The sequence below is a fragment of the Bradyrhizobium sp. Leo170 genome (genome assembly GCF_004296405.1).
In the GTDB taxonomy this organism is placed as follows: Bacteria; Pseudomonadota; Alphaproteobacteria; order Rhizobiales; family Xanthobacteraceae; genus Bradyrhizobium.
Window position 1 is genome coordinate 1 of the sequence record NZ_PSRR01000688.1, and the last position, 1605, is coordinate 1605.

2 protein-coding genes are annotated in these 1605 nt (G+C 60.1%); both read left to right on the plus strand.

Translation table 11 applies throughout. The annotated features are described in order from the left end of the window. Positions 1-358: 358 nt before the first annotated feature. On the plus strand, positions 359-961 hold the full coding sequence (locus CWO89_RS44015) for a PAS domain-containing protein (RefSeq protein WP_130584359.1): 603 nt from the start codon (positions 359-361) through the stop codon (positions 959-961). 122 nt (positions 962-1083) lie between these two features. Next, the gene (locus tag CWO89_RS44020; RefSeq protein ID WP_130584360.1) at positions 1084-1602 is read left to right on the plus strand and encodes a P-loop nucleotide/nucleoside kinase family protein; all 519 of its coding nucleotides are present in this window, start codon (positions 1084-1086) and stop codon (positions 1600-1602) included. The last annotated feature ends 3 nt before the right edge of the window (positions 1603-1605 follow it).

Genomic DNA, 1605 nt, shown 5'->3' on the forward strand with positions numbered 1-1605 from the left:
CGAGAATGAACTCGTCGGCCAAACAATTTCCCCCTCGGCCTCACCGCGATTGCGCGCGCGGCCAAATTTTTTCCTGATCCGGCTGGTTTTCCGCGAACCCGGAAACCCATCCCGGACCGCCGCCCCCGGCGGCGGAATATGCCGATGCAACATGGGTTAGGCAAGGCGGAAAGCTGAGCACCGAGGACGCACCCCTCATCGGTTCCGTCTTCTCCAATAGCCGAATTGCAGCCGCCCCCGGTTTGTCGCTTCGGAAAGCCGCCATTAACGGTATTTTGCCGCGCAGCCAAGCCTTCATAGAATATTTCCGCGTCCAGCCGATGCTCTGGCCATCTGGTCCCGGGACGGATTTTCGACCTTGGAATTCGAGAGCACCAATTCATCGATCGTGAAATCGATCCGGCAGCGCGATCTGCTGAACGCCTGGCTCAGGCTGTATGCCCGTAACCGGTCGACGCCACGCGTCGACGAGTACGAGCCGGAGCGACTAGAGGAAGAGAGGCTCGACCTTGTCCACTACACGGTCGAGGCTGAATGTCAGCCGCCGCGATTGACGATCCGGAGCGAGGGCACGCGGATGGCGCATGCCTACGGCCACACCGGAAAGGGCCGCGCTCTCGACGACTATCTGGGCCCGCGCCTCGCGCCGATCGTATTGCCAGTCTACCACGAGTGCATCGCGCGCGGCCTGCCGGTCTACACGATCGCCCATATCGACGACATCTATGGACGACCAGTCGCCTATGAGCGGCTGCTCCTGCCGTTTGGCGAAGACGGCCGGATCACGCGTATCATCGCCTCGCTCAAGACGATCTGCGAAGACGGCCATTTCGAGATCAAGCATCTGATGCGCGGCGGCGATAAGCTGCCGGTGCCAAAGCTGTGCGCGGTCATCGATCGCGATCTCTTCCATCGCACCCCCGGCCGCCTCACAGCCGCCGACGTGCTCGAATTCGACTAGGGCATGTCCTCATAAACGCCCGGCGTCTGCTTTGAGGCGCAAACCGGAAAACGTTCGCTCGGTCTGAACCTCACCGCTTCTGCCCCATTGCGGACCTCGGAATACTGGCCGATGATCCGGGCATGATAAGCCGTCAACCTATACTCATAGTCTTCGGCGGCCTTCCGGGCACCGGGAAGACGACAGTTTCTCGCGAGCTGACAAGACGTCTCGCGGCTACATATCTTCGTATCGACGCTATCGAGCAGACCTTGCAGGAGGCAGGCCAAACGGTCGGCACGATGGGTTACGTCGTAGCCAACGCACTGGCGGCTGAAAATCTTGAGCTCGGCCGCATCGTTATAGCAGACTGCGTAAATCCAGTCCTCGCAAGCCGCGTCGGATGGCGACAGACCGCCTTGCAAAGATCGGCACCCATCGCTGAGATCGAAGTAGTTTGCAGCGACTTGGTTTTGCACCGGCAACGGGTGGAAGGCCGCACCTCAGACATCAGTGGCCTCAGGTTGCCAACGTGGGACGAAATAGTGAACCGGTACTATGAACCGTGGGATCGAGAGCATCTGGTGCTCGATACCGCCGATGGTTCATTCGATCATTTGCTCGAACGGGCGGAGTCGTATGTTCGCGCCAAGATCGGCTAGTGG

Bases quoted from the DNA above. Each gene is read 5' to 3' on its own strand.
- CWO89_RS44020 (WP_130584360.1), top strand. From the start codon at position 1,084: ATGATAAGCCGTCAACCTATACTCATAGTCTTCGGCGGCCTTCCGGGC.